Below are 23,069 nucleotides of genomic sequence, written 5' to 3' on the forward strand. Positions count from 1 at the left end.
GGCCAAGCGTACTGCAAACAAACGCACAAAAGTGCGGAAATTTTCGCTTTCAGTACGTTTATGTCGGTCTTGCGATAGCACGTTTTCGTTTGAGTTGCTAAAAGGGACATCTTCGAAAATACCTGCGAAAGGACCTCGACATGCCCGCCACGTTTACCAAAAGCGCTCTGCTGCTGAGCCTGATGCTCGGCCTCGGTCAGGCCCAGGCCGCCAGCCAGCCAAACCCGGTCGCGCTCGCTGCCTCCGAGGGCATTCCGCACCCGGCGGTGATCGCCCACCGTGGCGCGTCCTTCGATGCCCCGGAATCCACCGCCGCGTCCTACAAACTGGCGCGCGACCTGGGCGCCGATTACCTGGAGATGGACTTGCAGCGCAGCAAGGACGGCGTGCTGTTCGCCCTGCACGACGACAACCTGCAGCGCACCACCGACGTCGCCACCAAGTTCCCGGAGCGCAAGGACAGCCCGGCCAATGCCTTCACCATGGCCGAACTGAAAACCCTCGACGCCGGCAGCTGGTACAACGCCAAGTACCCGGATCGCGCGCGCCCGTCCTATGTCGGTCTGAAGATTCTGACCCTCGACGAAATCATCGACATCGCCCAGGCCAATCCGAAGCACAAGCCGGGCCTGTACATCGAAACCAAGGAGCCGAAGCTGTTCCCGGGGATCGAACATGACCTGAAGGAAAAACTCCAGGCCCGCGGCTGGCTGGTTCCGGCCGGCGCCAAACCGGCTAAAAACGTCGCCAGCGTCGGCGAGAGCAACGGCAAGGTGATCCTGCAAACCTTCGAGAAGAGCCGCCTGGAAATGCTGCAAAAGGAAATGCCGCAGGTGCCGAAAATCCTGTTGCTGTGGGTCGGCGAAGGCAGCATCGAGCCGAAATCCAAAGTGACCTTTGCCGAATCCGGCGAGAAGGACAAGAACGCGTTCTACGGCAAGCAGGAGCCGAAATCCGAAGCCGAGTTCAAGCAGTGGATCGACTACGCCAAGGCCCAGGGTGCGATCGGCACCGGCCCTTCGGCGAAGCTGACCCACGGCGGCGATCAGAGCTATTCGGATCTGGTGCAGCCCTGGATGAACAAATACACCCACGAAAAGGGAATGCTGGTGCACGTCTACACCGTGGATGAGCCGGTGGACTTCGAGAAAGTCATGGCCTCTGGTGTCGACGGCATCTTCACCAACCGCGCCAGCGAACTGCTGAAATTCTACAAACGCCCGGCCGCCGCCAGTGTGGATCAGGTGTTGAAGAACAACGGCTTCTGATGCAACCGGACACCCCGTGGACAGGCCGCCTCTGGCTGGGGCACGACCATGGCCTGATCCACGGGATGTCGGGGCGCACCGCGCCCCACTCCCACTATGCGCACCAACTGATTCTTGCCCCTGACCGCCCGGTGACTGTGCTAGTCGAGGACAAACCCGTCACCACTTCCCGCCTGCTGATTGCCTCGCAGACTCGGCATGCGATTGTCGAGGCGCCGGATCCGGTATTCACCGTGTACGCCGAACCGTTGCGGTTTGATGCCGAGACATTGCGCGATGCGCTGTTCGACATCGAGTGGTCGCTGCCGGCGCTAAATCACGCCATTGGCCAATGCCCGCGTCGCCCTCTGAATGACCCGCGAATCGAACGGGCCCTCGCGACCGTCGACGCCTCACTGTCGAGCAAAGTCGCCGCCAGCGTCGTGGCCGATTCCGCCCATGTGTCGCTGAGCCAGTTGCAGCGGTTGTTCGTCAGTCAGGTCGGTTTGCCCGTGCGACGGCTGGTGCTGTGGCGGCGATTACGGCTGGCGATGGCTGCGATTCTGGCGGGCAGTGCGGTGACCGATGCTGCCCACGCCGCCGGTTTTGCCGATTCGGCGCACTTCTCCCGCAGCCTGAAAAAACTCTTCGGCGTGACGGCGCGTCAGGCGTTGCAACACATAGAATTGCGCCTGCTGGACTGACTCAACGTCGCAAGCCCTCCGGTACTTTCGGCTCCCTTCCCAGCGCTACCAGTTCGAACGGATCGAGCAACTGCGCCACGTAGTCACGGGGAAAATCCGGGCGACTGCCGATGCCCAGATCGCACTCGCCGATCCGGTAATCCTCGGTGTAAAACCCAGTCCCCAGCAGCCAGTCCCACAACGTGAAGAACAGCCCGAAGTTGACGTCACCCGCGCGCCCATACTTCATGTGATGGAACCGGTGCAGCGGCGCCCAGGCGAAGACCCAGCGCAACGGGCCAATACGCATGTCGACGTTCGAATGCTGCAACAACAGCTGGATCGCAATGGCGAACGCCAGCAATACCGCCACCTCGGACGGAATGCCCAGCACCAGCAACGGCAACAGCCCCGCCGTCGCCTCCAGCAGTTGATGCAGCGGATGCTTCATCAAACCGTTGAACCCGTAGAGCCGCTCGACGCTGTGATGAATCGCATGCAACCGCCACATCCACGGCACACGATGGCTGGCGTAATGCATCAGGCTCACACCCGCATCGGCGATGAAAATCGCCAGCGCCACTTGCAGCCACAACGGCCAGTTCGACGGCCACGCACCGTCAATCGCCAGCAACGCCACCAGCCCCGGCAACGCCAGCAGGCCGATGGCGTTGAGTGCTTCATTTACCAGTGCGTGCAGGATGTCGCGACGACGATCACCGGCGGGTCGGTTCCAGTTCACTTCATAAGGCAACAGCCATTCGCCCGCGAACGACACCGCCAGCGCTAAAACAAAAAGCGGCAACAACCACAGCAGCGAATATCCCGCCAACCCTATTGCGCCACCAATAAATCCAGCCCAGAACAACGGCGCGTACAGCCACGAAAAGATGCGTTTCATGTCCACCTCCATTAATCGAAGGCTGAGCATGAAAGTTTGCGCAGAACCGCAATTGAACAAACGACGCAAACCGGTCGGGTGTTTTTAAGGGTGAATTAAGTTGCGGCGATTAACCTGAACTCACTTAAACGAATCACCCAAAGGAATAACCGATGAAAACCCTGACTGCCCTGTTTACCGCTGCCGCCCTGACCCTCACCGCTGGCCTGGCCCAGGCTGACGTTCGCGTTGACCAGATCCCGCAACTGGTCAAGGAAGGCAAGATCAAGTCGCTGGAGTCTATGAACGAACAAGCGCTGAAACTGCATCCGGGCGCGACCATTACTGACACGGATCTGGATAATCACTTCAATGGTTATGAGTATGAAGTTGAACTGCGTACTGCTGATGGCAAGGAGTTTGATGTGGACTTCGATGCGACGACTGGCAAGGTGCTGACCAACAAGCAAGACACTTGATTGACTGATAAGACAAAGCCGCATGACGTTTGGGTCGTGCGGCTTTTTTGTGTCTGTAGTTTGACGGAACCCTTGCTGCGCCTGTGAGATTTACCCCCTCACCCCAGCCCTCTCCCCCAAGGGGGCGAGGGGGAAAGGGAGCCGATTTTCATGCTGTTCAAACCTGAGTTCGACTCAGAACTGTCAGGTCGGTGTACTTCGAACATTCAACTCGATCAGTCCCCTCTCCCCCAAGGGGGCGAGGGGGAAAAGGAGCCGATCGGGGGATGCTCCAGTCCTGAGTTCGACACAGGATTTTCAGGTCGGCGTAACTCGAACATTCAACTCGGTCAGTCCCCTCTCCCTCCGGGAGAGGGCTAGGGTGAGGGGAAAGGCTTCACGCGGTCGTACTGACCAACGAACCGGAAGTACCGCTGTCCGAATCCTGCAACGCCGCCAACAACGCCGCAGTCGCCGTCTGCAACGAAGCCGACGTCGTCGCGATCTGCGATTGCGCAGCCGCGACATCCGCCGCCTTGGCATCCTGGCTTTCCTGCTTCGCCTGAGCCGCTTGCAGCGCCTTTTGCTCTTCCTGCAATTGCTTCTGCAACTCGGCAATCTGCTTGCGCAGTTCTTTCACGGTATCCGACTCATCGCTGCTGGAACTGCTGTCCCCCGCCGGCGCCGCGCCACCGCCCGCCGCCACTTTGCTGGTGTCGGCCTTCACGCCAGTGCTGGCCGCCGCGGTGGTCGAGGTGTCATCACCGGTGTCGGCAATCGACGTTTTGCTGGTGGGCGTGGTAACGGTCTGATTGATCGAAACAGACGTGATGCTGACCATGGGAAATCTCCAATGCCGGTTATAGATAACCGGGCATCGGCGGCGGTCTGCACGAATTGAGATCGACTGTGTACCGACTCGGTAACCGAACCGGTACACAGTCACTGACCGGTCAGACGCTCAGGCGAGCGGTGACGTCGTTCAGTTGGCCGGACAGGCCGTGCAGGTTCTGGCTGGCGCTTTCGGTGCGCTGCACGTTGTCGAGGTTGGTGCTGGCGATCGAAGTGATCTCGGTCAGGTTGCGCGAGATGTCTTCGGCCACCGAGGTCTGCTCTTCAGCTGCCGTGGCGATCTGGCGGTTCATGTCGCGGATCGCTTCCACCGCGTGGGTGATGCGCTCGAGCATGGCGCCGGCCTGGGTCACTTGCTCGACGCTTTCATCGCTGCGGGTCTGGCCGCTGTCGATGGCCTGGGCTGCATCCACCGCGCCGGTCTGTACGCTGTGAATGATCTGGTTGATCTCGATGATCGACTCCGCCGTACGCTGCGCGAGGTTGCGCACCTCATCGGCCACCACGGCAAAACCACGCCCGGCTTCACCGGCGCGGGCCGCTTCGATGGCGGCGTTGAGCGCCAGCAGGTTGGTCTGCTCGGCGATCCCGCGAATCACTTCCAGCACCTTGCCGATGCGGCCGCTGTCGGCTTCCAGACGACGGATCACCGTGGCGGTGTTGGCGATTTCGCCGCGCATCTGGGTGATGCTGTGGATGGTGCTCTGCATGACCTTCTCGCCCTGCTGCGCGGACTGGTCGGCATCGTCGGCAGCACGCGCTGCGTCGGCCGCGTGACGGGCGACTTCCTGGGCGGTGGCGGACATTTCGTTCATCGCCGTGGCCACCTGATCGGTGCGGTTGAACTGCTCGTTGGTACCGCCGGCCATCAGCGTGGCGATGGCGTTCAACTCGCCGCTGGCGCTGTCCAGATCCTTGGCGCTGCGTTGCAGATGATTGAAGGTTTCGGCGAGGAAGTCGCGCAGGGTGTTGGCGGCCGCCGCCAGGTTCCCCAGCTCGTCCTGACGGTCGCTGGCCACGCGCTCGACCAGACGGCCCTTGCTCAACTGGGTGACGTAGTCGATGAGTTTGCGGATCGGCTCGACCAGGTTGCGGTTGACCAGCCACAGGCTGAGCAAACCGATCAACAGACCGGACGCGAGCATCACCAGCAGCCCCAGCCACACGGTGCGATCGGCACTGGCGCTGATCTGCGCCGATTGCTCGGTGCCCTGCTTGCGCAACTCGGCCACCAATTCGCTCATCTGATCGCTGGCGGCGCGGTCGACCCCTTTTACCGCAGCGTCGCCGGCAGTCGGATCGGCACCGGCCGTCACGTAGGCATCACGGCCCTTCTGATACGCGGAACCGAGCAGGCGATGTTCTTCGCGCAGACGTTCGATGCGGGTTTTCAGCGCAGGCTCGAGGCCTTTCTGATTGGCCAGCTCACCGAGGATGTTCTGCACATCGCGCTGCCGATCTTCGAACTGGCCCCAGTACTTGGCCAGATCCGCCGGTTGCTTGCCGCGCAGCAGGACGTTTTTCCACTCCTGGACCTGCACCTTGAATTGCAGGTTGGCTTCGTCGATCAGTTGCGAGGTGTGCAAGGGGCCGGCGATCAACTGGCTGTAACTCTGCACGCCGTTGGACAGGAAGTGAAAGCAGGCCAGCGCGATCAACAGCATCGCCAGCAGGCTGCCGCTCAGCAGGGCGAGAATTTGCGCTCTCAGGGATTTTTGCAGCATCGCAGGTACTCGGGACAGGGATGAGGCACGTCCGGTAAGACGTGATTTTTTGGCCGGACATCCGTGTCGGCGGACCTTGGCTCTTGGCCGAAGGCGCGCAACCTAACTCATGCGTGATCGGCGTGCCAGAGCCCTTCTTGAGAAAAATCCGACCGCCGGTAACGCGTTGATTTGACGTCATTTTGCTGTCACACAAACGTCATGTGACATTGCGATGATGCGGCTCAGGTGAATCTGCAAATCCCGCGACAGACGCCTCCTCGCAGCGAGCCTTCATGAACCACAGCCTCGATATCAGTCATCGTGATCCTGACCTGTTCGGCCTGCTTTACGGCTTTCGGTTTCGCCCCGGCGAACGCGGGCGCGAGGTGGATTCGGCGACCGCCCTGCGCTGCCTGCAGGACGATAGCGAGGGCGATGAATTTCTCTGGCTGCACCTGAACCTGGCCCATGCCGCGTGCGAGCGCTGGATGAAAAGCCATCTGCAATTGCCCGAAGAGTTTTTCGAAGCGCTGCACGAAGGTTCGCGCTCGACCCGCATCGAGCATGTCGATTCGGCGTTGCTGGCGGTGGTCAACGACGTGGTGTTCAACCTCAGCAGCATGGTGTCTTCGGACGTGTCGACGCTGTGGGTCTGCGTGCGCAGCAAACTGATCGTCAGCGCACGCCTGCAACCGCTGCATTCGGTGGACAAGCTGCGTTCTTCGGTGAAGTCCGGCGAGTGCTTTCGTTCGCCGCTGGAACTTTTGGTGCACCTGCTGCGCGATCAGGGCGAAGTGCTGACGCAGATCGTGCGCAAGACCAGCATGAGCGTCGATCAGGTCGAGGACGAATTGCTCTCCTCGCGACTGTCGACCAACCGCGCCGAACTCGGCGCCAACCGGCGAGTGCTGGTGCGCCTGCAACGGCTGCTGGCGCTGGAGCCGGGTTCGCTGCTGCGCCTGCTCAACCGGCCACCGCCGTGGTTGCAGAAGGAAGACGTGAAGGAGCTGCGCAAATCCACCGAGGAGTTCGCGCTGATCATCAACGACCTCACGGCCCTCGGTGAACGGATCAAGCTGTTGCAGGAAGAGATCGCCGCCAACCTCAACGAACAGAGCAACCGCACGCTGTTCACCCTGACCGTGGTGACGGTGCTGGCGCTGCCGATCAACATCATTGCCGGTTTTTTCGGCATGAACGTTGGCGGTGTGCCGCTGGCTACCGATCCGGAAGGGTTCTGGATTCTGGTGGCGCTGGTGGCGACGTTCACGGTGATTGCCGGGCGCTGGGCGTTTCGCAAGCGGCGGGATTATTAAGACCGGCGGCGCGGCTAATCCGCCAAACACTGATCTGTCGCAGCCTCTCTGTAATATTTAGCAACGATCATGGGCGACACTCCTTCCCCCGCTCAGGATTGTCCTCCCATGGCTACTCCCTCCCTGACCGCCAGCCCGGCCCCCGCTGCCAGTGGCAGGCCGGCCCTCGACAAGAAAACCGGCCCGTTCACCTACGTAGTGTTTTTCGCGGTACTGGCGATGGGGATGCTGTTCACCGCCTACAGCCTGATGCACGACATGCACGAACTCGGCACGGTGGTCACCACCTGGACCCCGTTCCTGCTGCTCGGCGTGGCGTTGTTGATCGCACTGGGTTTCGAGTTCGTCAACGGTTTCCACGACACCGCCAACGCCGTGGCCACGGTGATCTACACCCACTCGCTGCCGCCGAATGTGGCCGTGGTGTGGTCGGGTTTCTTCAACTTCCTCGGCGTGCTGCTATCCAGCGGCGCGGTGGCGTTCGGCATCATCGCGTTGCTGCCGGTGGAGCTGATTCTGCAAGTCGGTTCGTCCGCCGGTTTCGCGATGATCTTCGCCCTGCTGATCGCAGCGATCCTGTGGAACCTCGGCACCTGGTGGCTGGGCCTGCCGGCCTCGTCGTCGCACACGCTGATCGGTTCGATCATCGGCGTCGGTGTGGCGAATGCGCTGATGCACGGCCGCGACGGCACCAGCGGTGTGGATTGGGCCCAGGCGACCAAGATCGGTTACGCGCTGCTGCTGTCACCGCTGGTGGGTTTCGGTTGTGCGGCGCTGTTGCTGCTGGCGTTGCGCGCGTTCGTGAAGAACCGTTCACTGTACAAGGCCCCGGAAGGCAACACCCCGCCGCCGTGGTGGATTCGCGGTCTGCTGATCCTGACCTGCACCGGCGTGTCCTTCGCTCACGGTTCCAACGACGGCCAGAAAGGCATGGGCCTGATCATGCTGATTCTGGTCGGCACCCTGCCGATGGCTTATGCGCTGAACCGCACCATGCCGGAAGAGCAGTCGCTGCAATTCGCCGCTGTCGCCCAAGTGACCCAGCAAGCGCTGGTGAAAAGTGCGCCACTGCCGGCTCCGGCCGATCCACGCGCAGTGCTCTCCGACTACGTGCGCAGCAAGGAAGCCACGCCGCAACTGATCCCCGCCCTCGCCTCCCTGACCGGGCACATCGGTGAAGAAGTGAAGGGCTACGGATCGCTGGCGAAAGTCCCGGCCGAGGCCATGGGCAACGTGCGCAACGACATGTACCTGGCCAGCGAAACCATTCGCCTGATGGACAAGAACAAGGTCGGCACTTTCGACGCCGACACCACCGGCAAGCTGCAACTGTTCAAGCAACAGATCGACAACGCCACCCGGTTCATTCCGCTGTGGGTGAAGATCGCGGTGGCGATTGCCTTGGGGCTGGGCACCATGGTCGGCTGGAAGCGGATCGTGGTCACGGTCGGCGAGAAGATCGGCAAGACCCACCTGACCTATGCCCAAGGTGCGTCGGCTGAAACCGTGGCGATGCTGACCATCGGCGCCGCCGACATGTTCGGCCTGCCGGTGTCGACCACCCATGTGTTGTCCTCGGGCGTGGCCGGGACCATGGTCGCCAACGGTGGAGGCTTGCAGATGAAGACCATCCGCAATCTGCTGATGGCGTGGGTGTTGACCTTGCCGGCGGCGATTCTGCTGTCGGGCAGTTTGTATTGGCTGTTCACCCAGATCTTCTGATCCAGCCGAATCCCTGTGAGAGCCGTTGCTCCCACAGGGATTTGCCGCAGAAATCAGAGCGTCGAACGAATCAAATCCCCCAGCCAGTCCATGAACACCCGCACCCGCAACGGCAGATGCCGCTGTCTCGCGTACAATAGTGAAATGCCCATCGCCGGCGCGGTGTATTGCGGCAGCACCGTCACCACCTCGCCGGTATCCAGATAGGTGTTCATGCCGGTACGCGGCACCTGAATCAGACCGAATCCACCCAGGCACGCCGACTCGTAGGCATCGGTGCTGTTGACCGTCACGCTGCCGGCCATCGGTGCGCGGTGCACTTGCCCGTCCTGCTCGTAGACAAACCCTTCCGAACGCGAACCCAGCACACCGACGTAGTGCACCAGCCGATGCTGCGCCAGATCTTCAAGGGTCTGCGGCACGCCGTAGCGCTCCAGATACGCGGGGCTGGCGCAGTTGATCATGCTGAAATCCCCCAGATGCCGCGCCACCACCGACTGATCGGGTTGCGCGCCGATGCGCACCACGCAATCGAAACCTTCGGCGAGCAGGTCGACCCGGCGATCGGTGCTGCTGATTTCCAGCTCCAGATTTGGATGACGGGCCATGAATTCCGGCAGCTTCGGCATGATCAGCCGCCGAGACAGAATGTTCGGCATATCGACCCGGATCCGCCCGGTCAGCGATGCTTCGTCCTGGCGGAACAGGTTCTCGATTTCGTCCATGTGCGACAGCAGATCCTTGCTCCGCTCGTACAGCGCAAGGCCGTCCTGAGTCGCCTGGACCTTGCGCGTGGTGCGTTGCAACAGACGCGTGCCGAGCAGACTTTCCAGCGCCTGCACCTGTTCGGACACCGTCGAGCGCGGCAGCCCAAGACTCTCCCCCGCCATCGTGAAACTCGACAATTCGCTGACCCGGACGAAGGTGCGCAGCAGTTCCAGTTTGTTCATGGGCCACCCATTGATTGTTCGGACAATCCGACCAGTGATTCCGGTTTCAGTCTGTTTATCACCTCATGGCGGATAAATAAACTTTGCCTCATCAACCGTCACCGCCATCGAGGAAGACCCATGAACCGCAAAATCGCATTGATCACCGGTGCCAGCCGTGGCCTCGGCAAGAACGCCGCCCTGCACCTCGCCGCCCAAGGCGTGGACATCATCGGCACCTACAACAGCCGCGCCGATGAAGCCCAGGCGCTGGTGCAGGAACTGGAAACCCTCGGCGCCAAAGCCGTGATGCTGCAACTGGATGTCGGGCGCAGCGAAGGCTTTGTCGATTTCGCTGTGCGGGTCGGACAAGCGCTGCAACAGCTGGAGCGTCCGCGCTTCGATTTCCTGATCAACAACGCCGGCATTGGTGTGCATGCCTCCTTCGCCGACACCACACCGGAGCAGTTCGACCTGCTGATGAATGTGCAGTTGAAAGGGCCGTTCTTCCTGACTCAGCAGCTGCTGCCGCTGATCAACGATGGCGGGCGGATCATCAACATCTCCAGCGGTCTGGCCCGCTTCACCTTGCCGGGTTACGCGGCTTACGCGGCGATGAAAGGCGCGATGGAAGTGCTGACCCGTTATCAGGCCAAGGAGCTGGGCGCGCGGCAGATCGCCGTGAATATCCTGGCACCGGGCGCCATCGAAACCGACTTCGGCGGCGGCGCGGTGCGCGACAATTCGGCGCTGAACGCGATGGTCGCCAGCAACACCGCGCTGGGCCGTGCCGGGCAGCCGGATGACATTGGCGGTGCGCTGGCGCTGCTGCTGTCGCCGGGCGCGCAGTGGATCAACGGTCAGCGGATTGAAGCGTCGGGCGGGATGTTTCTCTAAACCCTGCAAAAATCCCGGACAAAAAAATCGCAGCCCTCACAGGCGGCGATTTTTTGTTTTCAGCTCTGGCAGACGCTGCGCATCACCAGCCGCTCGCGCACCACGTCATAACCCCAGTGGTAGACGTAGGTGTACGGCAGGAAGAACAGCAGCACGCCGATGTCGAGCAGGAACGCCTGCCACAGGCTGACCGACAGCCACCAGGCAATCAGCGGCACGCCCATCACGATCAACCCGCCCTCGAACAGCAGCGCGTGCGCCACTCGCACCCAGGCGTTGTGGGCGATGTTCCAGCGCTTGAGCATGCGGTCGAAGAAGCCGTTGAACACCACGTTCCAACCCAGGGCCAGCATCGCGATGGCGATCGTGACAGCGCCCATTTCGACCAGCGGTTTGCCCATGATCCACGCCAGCAGCGGGGTACAGATCAGGATCGCCAGCAGTTCGAAACCGATGGCCTGGAAGATACGTTCAGTGATGGATTTGTTGGCAGTCATGGCCGAAGTCCTCTGTGAAGATGGTTGCCATGATCCAGCACCACACCGATACTTCATAACCAATAACCATCGATCAAGGCGATAGTTCATGGCGTCTCAGGAAGTGTTGCTGGCGTTTGTCCAGGCGGCGACTCAAGGTTCGTTTTCGGCAGCAGCGCGCAAACTCGGGCGCAGTCAGTCGACGGTGAGTGCGGCGGTGGCCAGTCTTGAGATTGATCTGGATCTGATCCTGTTCGACCGCAGCAGCCGCAAACCGACTCTGACCCCGGCCGGCCACGTGATGCTGCAACGGGCCGAGGCGATTCTGTCGGCCACCAGCCGGCTGGAAATGACCGCCCGGCAATTGGCTCAGGGCGTCGAGCCGAAACTCACGGTGGCGATTTCCGACACTTATCAGTCCGACCGATTCGAGGCGGCGCTGGTGGGTTTCGAGCAGCGCTATCCGGATCTGGAGCTGGAATGCCTGATCGCCGAATGCGATGACCTGGTCGAACTGGTGCAGCGCGGCCGGGCGCACCTGGCGTTCGCCGAGATGCAGGACAACTACCCGCCGGACCTGGCGACCGCGACCGTCGCCGAACGCACGGAAATCGCCTTGTTTGTGGGGCGTGGGCATCCGCTGGCGACTCAGGAATCCATCGATCAAACGGTTCTTGAGCAGCATCGCGAGCTGCGCCTGGCCACCATCGTCAATCCCTATGACAGTCGCGGCAAAGGTCGGGTGTGGTCGGCGCCGAGTTATCTGATGCTGCTGGAAATGGCCGAAAAAGGTTTCGGCTGGGCGCCGCTGCCGCGCTGGCTAGTGGAACGTTTCGGCAATGACTTGCTGGTGGAACTGAAGGTGCGCGGCTGGCCGAAACCGGTGTTCGTTGATGCGCTGTGGTCGCGGCTGTACCCGCCGGGGCCGGCGGGAAGCTGGTTGTTGAGCAAGATGCTGGAGTAGCTCAGGCGGCTTCGATGGCTGCCGGGCGGTTCACCTGAAAATACTCGTGCAACCCGCGCATCGTCGGCAGCTCCAACGCCTGCGCCGCATAGCACAATCCTACCCGCCGGGTCGGTGCCGGCAGGTGCAGCGCGCGCACGACGATGCGTTCATGCCCGCTGACCAGCGACTGCGGCAACATCGCCACGCCAACACCCGCCGCCACCATGTGCAACGCCTGTTGCAGTGAACCGGCATGCCCCGCCACCGTTTCGGGCGAGCGCCCGTACAGCGCCATCAACCGCTGATGGGACGGATGTTGCGGGCAGGTGATCCAGTCCTCGATGGGCGCCCAGCCCGCCTGCGCGTTGGCCATCGGATGGTCGAGGGGCAGCGCCATCACATAGGATTCTTCCCACAGCGGCAGGAACAGTTCGTCCTCGCAGCACATTTCCTCGACCGCCAATCGACCATCGCCGTGACAGCCCTCTTCCAGGGTCAGCAACAGATTGGGCAACGCCTGATGGGCCATGCGCACAAAGGCTTCGATATGGCTGGCGGCGATGTCGCCCTCGATGCCGAGGGTCAGCGGCGCACGGTTTTCGCGGCCGCGAAACATCCGGCTCAGCGCCTCGGACTCGGCCACCATCCGGCGTGCCTGCGGATACAGCAGCCGCGCTTCGTCGCTGACTTCCACGCCACGGGGCTGACGCACGAACAGCGTCGCGCCGAGTTCTTCTTCCAGCTGTTTGATGGTCACCGACAACGTGGGCTGACTGATGAACAGCCGTTGTGCGGCGGCGGTGATGTTGCGTTCCTCGAACACCGCGAGGAAGGCTTTGAGATGGCGGATATCCATAGGAGATTCCGATAGCAGACAGAGGAATAAGGCATTTTTCAGCCTCCAGCGGGCTAAATATACTGCGTCACGAATCTGGTTATTTGTTTTTCTTATCTCAGGAGTTCAACCATGAGCAAGCCATTGATCATCATCACCGGCGCCAGCTCGGGCATCGGCGAAGCCACCGCCCGCCGCTTGAGCGCTGCCGGCCATCCTCTATTGTTGCTGGCTCGACGCATCGAACGCCTTGAAGCACTGGCACTGCCGAACACCCTCAGCCGCCGCGTCGACATCACCGACCGCGCCACATTGCTGGCCGCTGTGGCCGAAGCGGAAGCACAGTTCGGTCCGGCCGATGCGCTGATCAACAACGCTGGGGTGATGCTGCTGGGCGAGATGAGCAAACAGGATCCGGCGCAGTGGGACCAGATGCTCGACGTCAACGTGAAAGGCCTGCTCAACGGCGTGCACGCGGTGGTCGCCGGGATGATCGAGCGCAAGCACGGCACGATTATCAACGTCAGCTCGGTGGCCGGGCGCAAGACGTTTCCGAATCATGTGGCGTATGTCGGCACCAAGTTTGCCGTGCATGGGTTGTCGGAGAATCTGCGTGAAGAGTTGTCGCCGCATAACGTCCGGGTGACCACGATTGCGCCGGGTGCGGTGGAGACCGAGTTGCTGAGCCACACCACGGATGAGGTGATCAAGACCGGGTATCAGGCCTGGAAGCAGGACATGGGTGGGACGGTGTTGAGTGCCGAGGATGTGGCGACGGCGATTGCTTATGCGTATGGGCAGCCGCAGGGGGTTTGTATTCGCGAGATTGTGATGGCTGCGACACGCCAACAGGCCTAAAGCCGAAAGGCAAAAGCAAAAGCTCCCTCATCGGAACGCCGCCCGCCCAGCCCTCTCCCGGAGGGAGAGGGAGACGACCGAGGTGTCTCGCGTCATACATCGACCTGAAAAATCGAGTCGATTATGGACTCACGGCGAATTAGTTCACGTCGGCGTCGAGGTGACTTACGTGAGAGTCAGACCTGAAAGATCTGGTCGTTTATGGATTCACGGAGAATCGCTCACGTCGGCGTATCTCTCCAATATCCCCGGATCGGTCCCCTCTACCTCTGGGAGAGGGCTAGGGTGAGGGCAAGCGATCCAAAGCCGAAAGCCGCCCTTCAATAAACCGTCGCTCCGGCTCCTGCCGCGTCAACTCCAGCGCCCGCGAATAAGCCGCCCTAGCCTCCTCAACCCGCCCCAACTGCCGACAGAGTTCCGCCCGCGCCGAATGCGCCAAGTGGTAATCCTGCAACTCCCCGCGCCCCAGAATCCCCTCAATCAAGGTCAACCCCGCCAGCGCGCCATCACGCTTGGCCACCGCCACCGCCCGGTTCAACTCGATCACCGGCGACGGCACCGCCCGCAACAAAACGTCATACAGCCCGACGATCTGTTCCCAGTCCGTCTCCCCCGCCGTCGGCGCTTCGGCGTGCACCGCCGCAATCGCCGCCTGCAGGCAGTACGGCCCGAAACGTCCCGTGGTCAGCGCCTTTTCCACCAGGTCGCAGCCTTCGACAATCAGCTCGGCATTCCACAATCCGCGATCCTGATCATCCAGCAGAATCAATTCCCCATCCGGTGTCGACCTCGCCGACCGCCGCGATTCATGCAACAACATCAACGCCAGCAACCCCATGACCTCCGGATCCGGCAACAACTCCAGCAACAACCGCCCAAGGCGGATCGCCTCGCGGGTCAGGTCTTCGCGGGTCACCTGGGCGCCGCCGGACGCCGAATAACCCTCGTTGAACACCAGATAAATCACCCGCAACACACTGTCGAGGCGTTCGGGCAATTCGCTCAGGCTCGGCACTTGATAGGGGATTTTCGCATCGCGAATCTTCGCCTTGGCCCGCACGATGCGCTGGGCAATCGCTGCCGGCGCCGAGAGGAATGCCCGGGCGATTTCTTCGGTGGTGAGGTCGCAGACTTCACGCAGGGTCAGCGGCACTTGCGCATCTGCCGCCAGCGCCGGGTGGCAGCAGGTGAAGATCAGGCGCAAGCGATCGTCTTCCACGTCTTCAGCGTCCCATTCGGACTGTTCCAGTTCTTCCAGTTGCGCCAGCAATAACGGGTGCGAGGCCTTGAATCGTGCACGACGGCGCAACACGTCGATCGCCTTGAAGCGCCCGGTGGACACCAGCCAGGTTCGCGGATTGTCCGGCACGCCGTCGCGCTGCCAGCGCTCGACCGCGACGAAGAACGCCTCGTGCAAGGCTTCTTCGGCGAGGTCGAAATCGCCGAGCAGGCGGATCAGGGTCGCGAGGATCCGCCGCGAGTCTTCGCGATAGACCTGCTCGACCCGCGCCCGGACCTCAGACATTCAACTGGCGCACGGGACGCACTTCGACGCTGCCGACCCGGGCCGCCGGAATGTTGCCGGCGACCTGAATCGCTTCGTTGAGATCCCGCGCGTCGATCAGGTAGAAACCCGCCAGTTGCTCCTTGGTCTCGGCGAACGGGCCGTCGGTGATCGACAGCTTGCCGTTGCGCATGCGCACCGTGGTGGCGGTCTGCACCGATTCCAGCGCTTCGGCGGCGACCATCCGGCCGCTGTCCTGGATCGACTCGGCGTAGGCCCAGCACTCGGCATCTTCCGGGCTGTCGGGCGACGAATGCAGCAGGCGCTCATCGCTGTAGACCAGGCATAAATACTTCATGGCGTTCTCCTGAATCGGACGGATCAACTATGGCTGAAGATCAGGGTTTCACATCGAACAGGGTCGCGCCGCTCATCGGGTCGAACGGTGCCGACCAGTGTTCGTGGGCGATCTTCCACGCCCCGCCGATCTGCCGGTAGCACGCGGTGACGCGCATCCAGCAACTCTGGGTTTCGCCCTTTTCATTGGTCCCGCCGCAGTTGGCGACCCAGTGGGCGAAGGCGATGTTGTCGGCGGTCTCGATGGCGATTTCATGGAACTCGAAAATGTGCGGGCCGGGGCACATTTCCATGCAATCCACCCAGTGCGCGCGGTAGGCCGGTTTGCCCTTGAATTGCAGGGCCTTGATCGCATCGAAGGAAACGATGTCGTCGGCGTACAGGCCCATGACTTTTTCCACGTCCTTGGTCATCACCGCCTCGCGGTAGGTGTCGATCAGGGTTTGAATCTGCGCTTGCGTACTCATGGGGTTTCTCCCTGGTTTTTGTTGTGAAGACACCCTTAGTCGTTCGGCGATTTGCCGGATCGACAACCGAAACAAAAAATTTCCGAAGAGGACAAAATCGCTAGAATCCGAGGCTCATCTTTGTAGGAAAAAGGAAATTCCCGTGTCAGCCCGACTCGTGCCTTACGAAAGCCTGAACGCCACCCAACGCCAACAGGTCGAGGCCATTGAAATCCACGCCGAGCAGATCAAGTTCTCCGGCGACATCCACGGCGCCCTCCACACGCTGCTGTCAAAACCCGGCCCCGGCGTGAAAGGTTTTGCGCTGCTGGCCGAAGACGTGCCGGTGGCCTTTCTGCTGCTCAAACGCCCGCCGGTTCTGCCGGAATGGGCCGATAAACACAGTGCCACCCTGCATGCGTTGCAAGTCGATCACCGCGCCCAGGGCAAGGGTTACGGCAGAGCCTGTCTGCTGGCGTTGCCGGAAGTTGCGCGCCAGGCCTGGCCAGAGATCAAAGGGCTGGAACTGTCGGTGGACGCCGACAACGACGCCGCGATTGCGCTGTATGCCAAGTACGGCTTCGTCGACAGCGGCGAAGCGTACAAGGGCCGCATCGGCTACGAGCGGCGCATGGGGCTGTTCTTCTAATCGTCGAGGGAGCAACGATGATCGATTCAATCGAAGCGCTGGAAGCCATTTACGGACGGCCTCACGAACGGGCGGTGCGCAAGCAGATCGGTTTTCTCAACGAGGACTATCAGGCGATGGTCCGGGTTTCGCCGCTGGTGATTGTCAGCTCGGTGGGTGCCGACGGCATCGACGGTTCACCGCGCGGCGATGCGCCGGGGTTTGTGCGGATCATCGACGAGCGCACGCTTGCTCTGCCGGATCGCCCGGGCAACAACCGCATCGATACCTTGCGCAACGTGCTGCACGATCCGCGAGTGTCGCTGCTGTTCATCATTCCGGGGATTGGCGAGACGTTGCGGGTCAACGGTACGGCGACCATCAGCGCTGATCCGGCGTTACTGGAAAGCTTTGCGGTCAACGGCAAACCGGCGCGCACGGTGTTGCTGGTGACGGTGGAGGCGGCGTTCTTTCATTGCTCGAAAGCGTTTGTGCGTTCGGATGCATGGAATCCGGAAACTCACTTGCCACGTTCTGCGCTGCCTACTGCTGGCGCGTTTCACAAGCGTCTGAATGATGGGCAGTTCGATGCCGAGGCCTATGATCGCGAGGCCCCGGCGCGGGTGCGTGACACCCTTTACTAAACTCAGAACTAAAAACACTGCAAAACCCTGTGGGAGCTGGCTTGCCAGCGAAGGCGTCGGCACATCAAACATTGATGTCGACTGAACCACCGCTATCGCTGGCAAGCCAGCTCCCACAGGTTCCGCGTAATGACTTACAGAGTCAGGATCATCTCGTGCCACGCCATCCCGCCGTGGTCGGACTCGGACGGTTTGATGTAGGCAAAACCGAATCCGGCGTACAGCGGGATGTGCCGTTCCTTGCACATCAGGTGAATCGTCGCCTTGCCCTGCTCACGCATGCGCTCGATGAATTCACCCAGCAGATGCTTGGCCAGACCCAGGCCCTGATAATCCGGGTGCACCACCACCGACATGATCACCACGTTCGGCCCGGCCGGGTCGTGGCCGATCAGTTCCTTGAATGCCTCGTCGGACATCTGCACATCAAACGCCGCACCGGAGTTGATGAATCCGGCCACCTGCCCGTCCACCTCGGCGACGATAAAACCGTCCGGCCAGGTGGCGATGCGCGTGGCAATCTTCTCGCGGGTCGCGGCTTCGTCGCCCTCGTAGGCGAGGGTTTCGATGGCGTAGCAGCGGTCCAGGTCGGTGGCGGTGACGTGGCGGATGACGGTGTTCATGGCGGCTCGAAATCTTTGGAATCAGGGCCGCCAAGGATAAAGGAATAAGGTGTTCATATCGATCCGCGCAGGGGGCGTAAAGCCTGCGTATAAGCGCTTTTCTTCGGGTTCGGGACGGTCTATTTCTGACGCCTGTCTCTGATCACCCGAGGAGGGAACCGTTTATGAGCAGCGTTGAGATCGGTTTGTTGATGGTGTTGGGCATCAGCTTCTTCGGCTTCATTACCCTGGGCATCGACCTGTTGCGGGCGCGACGGATCAAGGGCAAGTAAGGCTCGACGGCAGCGCGAAGCAGGTTCGCGCTGCCGGTTGCCGATCAGGTTTTCTTTTCCACCGGGACGCAGATTTCCAGCTTGCCGGTATTGGTTTTCGGATTGAAGTCCGCGCTGTAGCGTTCCAGCTCCGGGGCGTTGAGCCCTTTGTAGTCGGACGCCGGCAGCCAGGTGTTGTAGATGTAATCAATGGTCTGCGGCAGCTGATCCAGCGAACCCTTGTGTTCGAACACCGCGTACTGGCGTGGCAGGATTTCGATCCACGGATACTTTTCCTGCGGGAAGTCATCCAGCTTCCTGATCTCGACCCCGGCCATGTAATCGAAACCGCCGTTGCCGTCGAAATTGCTGCAAACGCCGTAGGTCACTTCACCCTTCTGCCCCGGAATATTTCCGATGTGCGGGATCAGTTTTTCCCACAGCGCGGGAATGTCTTGAACAGTCTCTTTGGTAAAGCGATCGCGAAAACCTGCAATCAGCAGGAAATGTCCATGTTCGAAGCGAGGTTCAGCCACTTCGACGCGTTTTTGCTCATCCATGACTCGACTCCTTGAACGAAAAAAGTGGGTTCGGCTGGGAGTATAGAAGCCAAACCCGATTCGCACATTTACAGCGTATGCAGGGCCTCGGCGGCGCCCGAACCGACGAACTCGTTATAACCGGATACGATCACGTAGACCGCGAAATAGCAGAAGATCGCTGCAGATGCCATATAGGAATAGCGCAGCAGTTTGTCGCCCAGCAACTTGCCGCCATGGCTCGCAGCGAAGCACAGCCCCGCCGACCACAACAGCCCGGCGCACAGGAAGCCGCCGAGGAACAGCGCCGAGCTCAAAGGACCGCCGCCACCTGAGCGGGCGATCAACGTGCCGCCCACTGCCGCGAACCAGAGGATGGCGCTCGGCGACGACATGGCGAGAAAAATCCCACGGAAGAATTCCTTGCGATGGGAGTTCTGGCCGACCTCGGCGGTCGCCGCCAGTTGCGCCTCGTGGTGGATCGCCGAATAGATCATCTTCGCCGCGAAGTAGATCAACAGCGCTGAACCGCCGATCCACAGCACCCAGCGCACGGTTTCGTATTGCAGCAGAACGGTCATTCCGGCCAGCGCCAGCACCGCGTAGATCAGATCGCCGACGCAGGTGCCGAGGCCCAGCGCGAAGCCTTGAAAATAGCCGCGCTGCATCGCCAGGGTGATCATCGCGATGTTGGCCACGCCGATATCCAGGCACAGCGAAAGGCTCAGCAAGAAGCCACTGGTAAATTCCATCAACCGATTTCCTTGGGAAAAATTTGTTTACAAAGGCTCTGGACAGTATGCCATCGCTGACCTTATCGTCCGCCACAGGTCACCGCAGTGACCAGCGTCGCTCGGACGGTTCCGGGCGCTTACGTTATCCGAGGCAACAATGGCTGAACAAGGTTCGCCGCGCCGCTTTGCGCGCATAGATCGACTCCCCCCTTACGTTTTCAACATCACTGCCGAGCTGAAGATGGCCGCCCGACGTCGTGGCGAAGACATCATCGACTTGAGCATGGGCAACCCCGACGGCGCCACGCCGCCGCACATCGTTGAAAAACTGGTGCAGGTTGCACAACGCGAAGACACCCACGGTTACTCCACGTCCAAGGGCATTCCGCGCCTGCGCCGGGCGATTTCCAACTGGTACAAGGAACGCTACGAGGTCGAGATCGACCCGGAAAGCGAAGCCATCGTCACCATCGGTTCCAAGGAAGGCCTGGCGCACCTGATGCTGGCGACCCTGGATCAGGGCGACACCGTGCTGGTGCCTAACCCGAGCTACCCGATCCACATCTACGGTGCCGTGATTGCCGGCGCCCAGGTGCGGTCGGTGCCGCTGGTGCCGGGCGTGGACTTCTTCGCCGAGCTGGAACGGGCGATTCGCGGCTCGATCCCGAAACCGAAGATGATGATTTTGGGCTTCCCGTCCAACCCGACCGCGCAGTGCGTGGAGCTGGATTTCTTCGAGCGGGTGATCGCCCTCGCCAAACAGTACGACGTACTGGTGGTGCATGATCTGGCCTACGCCGACATCGTCTACGACGGCTGGAAAGCCCCGTCGATCATGCAGGTGCCGGGCGCCAAGGACATCGCGGTGGAATTCTTCACCCTGTCCAAGAGCTACAACATGGCGGGTTGGCGGATCGGCTTCATGGTCGGCAACCCGGAACTGGTCAGCGCCCTGGCGCGGATCAAGAGCTACCACGACTACGGCACGTTCACCCCGCTGCAGGTGGCCGCGATTGCTGCGCTGGAAGGTGATCAGCAATGCGTGCGCGACATCGCAGAACAGTATCGCCAACGCCGCAATGTGCTGGTCAAAGGCCTGCATGAACTGGGCTGGATGGTCGAGAACCCGAAAGCTTCGATGTACGTCTGGGCGAAGATTCCCGACGCCTACGCGCACCTCGGTTCGCTGGAATTCGCCAAGAAACTGCTGGCCGAGGCCAAGGTCTGCGTCTCGCCGGGTGTCGGCTTTGGCGAGTACGGCGATGATCACGTGCGCTTTGCGCTGATCGAGAACCAGGACCGGATTCGCCAGGCGGTACGCGGGATTCGCGGGATGTTCCGGGCGGATGGCTTGGGCACCAAGTAACTCGCGAATTGCACCCACAAAAAAACCGCATCGCTGCGGTTTTTTTGTGCCTGCATCTTCTTAAACGAAGAGACCCTTAGACGAACAGCGACAACAACAGAATAAAGCCCAGACCCACCACCGACAGGATGGTTTCCATCGCCGTCCAGGTCTTGAAGGTCTCGGCCACGGTCATGTTGAAGTACTGCTTCACCAGCCAGAAACCGGCGTCGTTGACGTGGGACAGGATCAGGGAACCGGCACCGGTGGCCAGCACCAGCAGCTCACGGTTCACGCCCGGGATCATCCCCACCACCGGCACCACAATGCCCGCGCCCGTGATGGTCGCCACGGTGGCCGAACCGGTCGCGATGCGGATCACCGCCGCCACCAGCCACGCAAGCAGGATCGGCGAGATCTGCGCGCTGACCGCCATGTGGCCGATCACGTCACCCACGCCGCTGGTCACCAGCATCTGCTTGAAGCCACCGCCGGCACCGATGATCAGGATGATCGCGGCAGTTGGCGCCAGGCTCGCGTCGAGCCATTTGAGCATCTGCTGAGAACCGATGCCCTGCTTGTAGCCGAAGGTGTACAGCGACAGCAGCAATGCCAGCAGCAGCGCCGAAATCGGGTGACCGATCATGTCCATCCAGGTGCGGAAGAAATGACCGTCCGGCAGCGCCACGTCGGCGAAGGTTTTCAGCAGCATCAGGAACACCGGCAGCAGCACGGTGACGAGGGTGATGCCGAAGCTTGGCAGCTCCTGCGAGTCCGACTCACGGGCCAGTTGATCGACCAGCTCCTGATTCGGCGTACCGGGAATGTGCTTGGCGATGAACGTACCGAAGATCGGACCGGCAATGATGGCGGTCGGCAGCGCGACGATCAGACCGTACAGAATGGTCTTGCCGATGTCGGCACCGAACACGCCGATGGCCAGCAGCGGACCCGGGTGCGGCGGCACCAGACCGTGCACGGCGGACAGGCCGGCGAGCAGCGGGATACCGATCTTGATGATCGACACGCCGGTGCGGCGAGCCACGATGAACACCAGCGGAATCAGCAGCACGAAACCGATTTCGAAGAACAGCGGAATGCCCACCAGGAACGCGGCGAACATCATCGCCCACTGGACCTTGTCCTTGCCGAACGCGCGGATCAGAGTCTGGGCGATCTGATCGGCACCGCCGGATTCGGCCATCATCTTGCCGAGCATCGTACCCAGCGCAAGGATGATGCCGACGAAACCGAGCACGCCACCGAAGCCGTCCTGGAACGCCTTGATGATGGTGCCGATCGGCATGCCGGACGTCAGGCCGAGGAACGCGGCGGCGATGGTCAGGGCAATGAAGGGGTGAATCTTGAATTTGGTGATCAGGACGATGAGTCCGATCACCGTAACCACTGCATCGAGCAGCAGATAGGCGTCATGGGACATGCCAAACATTGGGGGTGTCTCCTGGTTTGTTGTTGTTATTAAAGCGGGTTAATCAGAAGTCGAAAGGACAGCGCTATCTTCGCAATCACACTCATACCGCCTGTTTCAGGCCATGGGCCTGCCACCAGACGTGGGCTTGCGACGCCAGTTCTTCAACGCTGTGGATCGAAGCATTCAGGGCCAGGGTCAACGGCTCGCCCTTGGGCGATTCGAGGGTGGCGAACTGGCTTTCGATCAGGGTGGCCGGCATGAAGTGGCCCGGACGGTGGGACACACGTTCGGCGGCCACTTCCGGCGTCAATTCGAGGAACACGAAGCCCAGGCCCGGCAAGGCGCTGCGCAGACGTTCGCGATAAATGTGCTTGAGGGCCGAGCAGGTCAGCACCGGGCGTTCGCCCAGGGCATCGACGCGACGCAGTTCGTCGCACAGGCTGTCGAGCCAGCCGGCACGGTCTTCGTCATTCAGGGGGATCCCCGCGCTCATCTTTTCGATGTTCGCGGCCGGATGGAAAGTATCGCCTTCAATGGCAGTGGCGCCGCTCAATTGGCACAGGGCCTCGCTGACGCACGTCTTGCCGCAACCGGCAACGCCCATGATGACCAGGGCGGTGATGGGATGATTCATGTAACACCTCAGCGCGCAGACAGCGCTACCTTTGCTAGCTATGACTCTAGTGCACAGGCAGAAGTTGCCGACGCCTTCTTGTCGTTTTTTTGGGTTGCAGCAGGTTTGTTCCCGACGCCAAAAAGCG

Annotated in this window: 25 protein-coding genes and 1 pseudogene; 11 read left to right on the forward strand and 15 right to left on the reverse strand. The window is 61.2% G+C overall.

All coding sequences use genetic code 11. From position 1 onward, the window contains the following. The first annotated feature begins 140 nt into the window (after positions 1 to 140). Together M5G18_RS03775 and M5G18_RS03780 are read left to right on the forward strand one after the other, a co-directional pair. On the forward strand, positions 141 to 1,268 hold the full coding sequence (locus tag M5G18_RS03775; RefSeq protein ID WP_273899340.1) for a glycerophosphodiester phosphodiesterase: 1,128 nt from the start codon (positions 141 to 143) through the stop codon (positions 1,266 to 1,268). Beyond that, a complete protein-coding gene (locus M5G18_RS03780) occupies positions 1,268 to 1,951 on the forward strand; it encodes a helix-turn-helix transcriptional regulator (protein WP_273899339.1) in 684 nt (227 codons plus the stop codon). Before M5G18_RS03775 ends, M5G18_RS03780 begins: the two co-directional genes overlap by 1 nt. Position 1,952: 1 nt before the next feature. Here the strand turns inward: M5G18_RS03780 and M5G18_RS03785 are convergent, their stop codons facing one another. Then, positions 1,953 to 2,831, reverse strand: coding sequence for a sterol desaturase family protein (locus M5G18_RS03785; RefSeq protein ID WP_273899338.1), 879 nt, complete (start codon positions 2,829 to 2,831; stop codon positions 1,953 to 1,955). Between the two features lie 152 nt (positions 2,832 to 2,983). Here M5G18_RS03785 and M5G18_RS03790 point away from each other — a divergent pair, with 152 nt between their 5' ends. Beyond that, positions 2,984 to 3,289 (forward strand): PepSY domain-containing protein, encoded by a 306-nt coding sequence (locus M5G18_RS03790; protein WP_007951089.1) that lies wholly within the window; start codon positions 2,984 to 2,986, stop codon positions 3,287 to 3,289. Positions 3,290 to 3,665: 376 nt separating this feature from the next. Here M5G18_RS03790 and M5G18_RS03795 read toward each other — a convergent pair whose 3' ends face one another. The 3 genes and pseudogenes from M5G18_RS03795 to M5G18_RS28955 all read right to left on the reverse strand — a co-directional run. Next, complete coding sequence (locus tag M5G18_RS03795) at positions 3,666 to 4,109, reverse strand: hypothetical protein (RefSeq protein ID WP_273899337.1); 444 nt, start codon at positions 4,107 to 4,109, stop codon at positions 3,666 to 3,668. A gap of 112 nt (positions 4,110 to 4,221) precedes the next feature. Next, the gene (locus M5G18_RS28950) at positions 4,222 to 4,989 is read right to left on the reverse strand and encodes a methyl-accepting chemotaxis protein (RefSeq protein ID WP_371924007.1); all 768 of its coding nucleotides are present in this window, start codon (positions 4,987 to 4,989) and stop codon (positions 4,222 to 4,224) included. A 165-nt stretch (positions 4,990 to 5,154) separates the two neighbouring features. Beyond that, positions 5,155 to 5,844, reverse strand: a pseudogene (locus tag M5G18_RS28955) (methyl-accepting chemotaxis protein); the annotation flags it as partial. A 275-nt stretch (positions 5,845 to 6,119) separates the two neighbouring features. Here M5G18_RS28955 and M5G18_RS03805 point away from each other — a divergent pair. Both M5G18_RS03805 and M5G18_RS03810 read left to right on the forward strand, forming a co-directional pair. Further along, positions 6,120 to 7,142: a transporter gene (locus M5G18_RS03805; RefSeq protein WP_085606510.1), complete on the forward strand. Its 1,023-nt coding sequence runs from the start codon at positions 6,120 to 6,122 to the stop codon at positions 7,140 to 7,142. Positions 7,143 to 7,250: 108 nt separating this feature from the next. Further along, the gene (locus tag M5G18_RS03810) at positions 7,251 to 8,864 is read left to right on the forward strand and encodes an inorganic phosphate transporter (RefSeq protein WP_273899335.1); all 1,614 of its coding nucleotides are present in this window, start codon (positions 7,251 to 7,253) and stop codon (positions 8,862 to 8,864) included. Between the two features lie 53 nt (positions 8,865 to 8,917). Here the strand turns inward: M5G18_RS03810 and M5G18_RS03815 are convergent, their stop codons facing one another. Beyond that, the gene (locus M5G18_RS03815) at positions 8,918 to 9,814 is read right to left on the reverse strand and encodes a LysR family transcriptional regulator (protein WP_273899334.1); all 897 of its coding nucleotides are present in this window, start codon (positions 9,812 to 9,814) and stop codon (positions 8,918 to 8,920) included. A gap of 120 nt (positions 9,815 to 9,934) precedes the next feature. Here M5G18_RS03815 and M5G18_RS03820 point away from each other — a divergent pair, with 120 nt between their 5' ends. Then, positions 9,935 to 10,690 (forward strand): SDR family NAD(P)-dependent oxidoreductase, encoded by a 756-nt coding sequence (locus M5G18_RS03820; RefSeq protein ID WP_273899333.1) that lies wholly within the window; start codon positions 9,935 to 9,937, stop codon positions 10,688 to 10,690. Between the two features lie 59 nt (positions 10,691 to 10,749). Here the strand turns inward: M5G18_RS03820 and M5G18_RS03825 are convergent, their stop codons facing one another. Then, positions 10,750 to 11,187, reverse strand: coding sequence for a multidrug/biocide efflux PACE transporter (locus tag M5G18_RS03825; RefSeq protein WP_011335569.1), 438 nt, complete (start codon positions 11,185 to 11,187; stop codon positions 10,750 to 10,752). A gap of 88 nt (positions 11,188 to 11,275) precedes the next feature. On the opposite strand from M5G18_RS03825, the gene M5G18_RS03830 reads away from it, so the two are divergent. Next, positions 11,276 to 12,130: a LysR family transcriptional regulator gene (locus tag M5G18_RS03830; protein ID WP_011335570.1), complete on the forward strand. Its 855-nt coding sequence runs from the start codon at positions 11,276 to 11,278 to the stop codon at positions 12,128 to 12,130. A 1-nt stretch (position 12,131) separates the two neighbouring features. On the opposite strand, the gene M5G18_RS03835 is transcribed toward M5G18_RS03830, so the two are convergent. Beyond that, a complete protein-coding gene (locus M5G18_RS03835) occupies positions 12,132 to 12,968 on the reverse strand; it encodes a LysR family transcriptional regulator (RefSeq protein WP_273899332.1) in 837 nt (278 codons plus the stop codon). Between the two features lie 111 nt (positions 12,969 to 13,079). Between M5G18_RS03835 and M5G18_RS03840 the strand changes: the two genes are divergently transcribed. Further along, positions 13,080 to 13,805 (forward strand): SDR family oxidoreductase, encoded by a 726-nt coding sequence (locus tag M5G18_RS03840; protein WP_273899331.1) that lies wholly within the window; start codon positions 13,080 to 13,082, stop codon positions 13,803 to 13,805. Positions 13,806 to 14,085: 280 nt separating this feature from the next. On the opposite strand, the gene M5G18_RS03845 is transcribed toward M5G18_RS03840, so the two are convergent. Genes M5G18_RS03845 through M5G18_RS03855 form a run of 3 tightly spaced genes read right to left on the reverse strand, consistent with a single transcriptional unit; the run spans position 14,086 to position 16,133 of the window. Continuing rightward, the gene (locus tag M5G18_RS03845; RefSeq protein WP_273899330.1) at positions 14,086 to 15,330 is read right to left on the reverse strand and encodes an RNA polymerase sigma factor; all 1,245 of its coding nucleotides are present in this window, start codon (positions 15,328 to 15,330) and stop codon (positions 14,086 to 14,088) included. After that, entirely contained in the window at positions 15,323 to 15,667 is a 345-nt protein-coding gene (locus tag M5G18_RS03850; protein WP_273899329.1) for a YciI family protein, read from the reverse strand. Before M5G18_RS03850 ends, M5G18_RS03845 begins: the two co-directional genes overlap by 8 nt. Positions 15,668 to 15,707: 40 nt before the next feature. Next, complete coding sequence (locus tag M5G18_RS03855; protein WP_273899328.1) at positions 15,708 to 16,133, reverse strand: YybH family protein; 426 nt, start codon at positions 16,131 to 16,133, stop codon at positions 15,708 to 15,710. A gap of 142 nt (positions 16,134 to 16,275) precedes the next feature. Here M5G18_RS03855 and M5G18_RS03860 point away from each other — a divergent pair, with 142 nt between their 5' ends. Both M5G18_RS03860 and M5G18_RS03865 read left to right on the forward strand, forming a co-directional pair. Then, a complete protein-coding gene (locus M5G18_RS03860) occupies positions 16,276 to 16,761 on the forward strand; it encodes a GNAT family N-acetyltransferase (RefSeq protein WP_273899327.1) in 486 nt (161 codons plus the stop codon). A gap of 17 nt (positions 16,762 to 16,778) precedes the next feature. Continuing rightward, a complete protein-coding gene (locus tag M5G18_RS03865) occupies positions 16,779 to 17,384 on the forward strand; it encodes a pyridoxamine 5'-phosphate oxidase family protein (protein WP_273899326.1) in 606 nt (201 codons plus the stop codon). 134 nt (positions 17,385 to 17,518) lie between these two features. On the opposite strand, the gene M5G18_RS03870 is transcribed toward M5G18_RS03865, so the two are convergent. From M5G18_RS03870 to M5G18_RS03880, 3 genes are all read right to left on the reverse strand, one after another. Further along, entirely contained in the window at positions 17,519 to 18,007 is a 489-nt protein-coding gene (locus tag M5G18_RS03870; RefSeq protein WP_273899325.1) for a GNAT family N-acetyltransferase, read from the reverse strand. Positions 18,008 to 18,323: 316 nt separating this feature from the next. Then, a complete protein-coding gene (locus tag M5G18_RS03875) occupies positions 18,324 to 18,818 on the reverse strand; it encodes a GyrI-like domain-containing protein (RefSeq protein ID WP_273899324.1) in 495 nt (164 codons plus the stop codon). A gap of 68 nt (positions 18,819 to 18,886) precedes the next feature. Next, positions 18,887 to 19,549 carry a LysE family translocator gene (locus tag M5G18_RS03880; protein WP_039766147.1) on the reverse strand — a complete coding sequence of 221 codons (663 nt, stop codon included), beginning with the start codon at positions 19,547 to 19,549 and terminating at the stop codon, positions 18,887 to 18,889. A 139-nt stretch (positions 19,550 to 19,688) separates the two neighbouring features. Between M5G18_RS03880 and alaC the strand changes: the two genes are divergently transcribed. Continuing rightward, a complete protein-coding gene (alaC, locus tag M5G18_RS03885; RefSeq protein WP_074688274.1) occupies positions 19,689 to 20,897 on the forward strand; it encodes an alanine transaminase in 1,209 nt (402 codons plus the stop codon). Between the two features lie 76 nt (positions 20,898 to 20,973). On the opposite strand, the gene M5G18_RS03890 is transcribed toward alaC, so the two are convergent. Beyond that, on the reverse strand, positions 20,974 to 22,326 hold the full coding sequence (locus M5G18_RS03890) for a GntP family permease (protein ID WP_007951120.1): 1,353 nt from the start codon (positions 22,324 to 22,326) through the stop codon (positions 20,974 to 20,976). A gap of 82 nt (positions 22,327 to 22,408) precedes the next feature. Then, a complete protein-coding gene (locus M5G18_RS03895; RefSeq protein WP_007951121.1) occupies positions 22,409 to 22,942 on the reverse strand; it encodes a gluconokinase in 534 nt (177 codons plus the stop codon). Between the last annotated feature and the right edge of the window lie 127 nt (positions 22,943 to 23,069).

The organism is Pseudomonas aphyarum, from assembly GCF_028657055.1.
Lineage (GTDB): Bacteria > Pseudomonadota > Gammaproteobacteria > Pseudomonadales > Pseudomonadaceae > Aquipseudomonas > Aquipseudomonas aphyarum.